Annotated in this window: 2 protein-coding genes; both read right to left on the bottom strand. The window is 58.1% G+C overall.

All coding sequences use genetic code 11. From position 1 onward, the window contains the following. On the bottom strand, positions 1-1,414 hold a 1,414-nt coding region (locus tag Q1M04_RS16065), incomplete at its 3' end, for an ABC transporter permease (protein WP_300448930.1). After that, a partial coding sequence (locus tag Q1M04_RS16060) for a hypothetical protein (RefSeq protein ID WP_300448927.1) occupies positions 1,411-1,670 on the bottom strand: 260 nt, incomplete at its 5' end. The genes Q1M04_RS16065 and Q1M04_RS16060, both read right to left, overlap by 4 nt.

Raw genomic sequence — 1,670 nt, 5'->3', positions numbered from 1 at the left:
GTCCGTCATTCAGCGGGTTGCCCGCGGCCATGACCTCCTCCTCCGGCTGCTCCGAGGACAGGTAGATCTTATAGTCCCCATCCGGGAAGAATAACCTTGCGGCCTGCTCCGGCGAGCGGGTCAGAACTACGGAGGACACGATCAAAAGCAGGATACCGCCCAGGCTGAGTGAGGCCGCGATGCTCACCGCCTTTTTCCGGTCCCGCCGGAAGTTTGCAAGACCCATGGACACAGGATTGAGCCTGATGCGTTTCTTCCGGCTGCGGATTCGTTCCTGTCCGGCGGAAAAGCGTACCGCTTCCAGCGGCGAAATACCGGCGGCTATTTTCACCGGTCTGCGGACGGAGACAGACACCATGAACCAGCAGGCCAGGACGGTCAGAAGCACAGACAACCCATAGTAGGCCCCATGGAACCCCTTGGGGAACAGGAGCAGGCCGCTGAGAACGCCCAGCAATACGCCAAGGGTAATTCCAATGCCGCCCAGCCGGCGGCTCTCCCTTTTGACAATGCGCCGGATCTGTTTGGGCGTCGCCCCGATGGTGCGCAGCTGCCCATAGCTCTGGATCTTATCCTGGACGGAGATACGGAATATGCTCTGGATGACCACATAGCCGCCAATCAGCACAAGGGCCGCGATGCCGCCGATGGCGGCAAAGTCAATGGACTTGGAATAATAGGCAAAGTAGCTGCTGTTCATGCCCACATGGGGAAGGCCATACCGGGCGGCGATCTCCTGGCAGTAGGCGGTCATGACCTCCCGACTCAGCTGTTCATCGTTTTGAAAATGCACATAGGCGCGATACCCGGCAGGATCAAATCCGGCCCACTGGGTCAAGGCCGTCTTGGAAACGGCAATGGCGCAGGCATTTGCTTCCTTTTCACCCACATTTGACAGGATGCCGGTCACGGTGTAGTCTCCATGAAAGCTCTCAGTGTCCAGTCGAACGGTTTCACCGATTTTGGCGTTGGAACCGTAAGCGGACAGAAAATATTCGCTGACAGCGATCTCGTTTGCCTGCTCCGGGAGTTCTCCCTTTACCAGTTCCATCTGGCTGCGGGCAATATGGATCATGTCGCTGTCACAGTACACATAGGAAGCGTTGTAGCCCCGCTCCGAATGCTCCTGTCCCAACAGATAGTATTCGCCCACCCGGGCAAGCTCCGGCAGGTCCTTCAGCGCCGCCACATGGTCCGCATCCACGCCGGTGAACACCGCCTCGTAGGTGTCGGCCACCTGATTGCGCTGGAGCTGCGCCACGGAAACGGACAGAATTGCCGCAAAGGAGATCAGGAACGCCGCCAGGGCCACGGCAATCACCACCATCCGATTCCGGCGCTTCTCGCTGGCAAGGCTCCGCCTCGCCAGCTTCTTTACAATGGCGCCGGTGTCGTTTTCAAAGGGCCATGTCATACTCCACCTCCAGATGATACTCGCAGCTGCTCTATCAGAGACAGTTTATTTTGATGCTTCAGCGCCGCCCAGGTTACCGTCAGCGCAGACAGGACTACAACCGCACCGTAAACCAGGGCAATCCCAACCGGGAAGCGATAGTGCAGGTACGTCATAAGCCCGTTTTTCAAGTGGGAACACAGGGCAGCTCCCACACCACCGCCAATCAGCAGAGAGAAAAACAGCCCTATCCCTGAAGTCATCAGGCTTTCACAGC

The sequence above is a fragment of the uncultured Oscillibacter sp. genome (assembly GCF_950073225.1).
In the GTDB taxonomy this organism is placed as follows: Bacteria; Bacillota; Clostridia; order Oscillospirales; family Oscillospiraceae; genus Oscillibacter.
The sequence above is the reverse complement of the archived record's forward strand: the minus strand, read 5'-3'. Positions and strand labels throughout refer to the sequence as shown.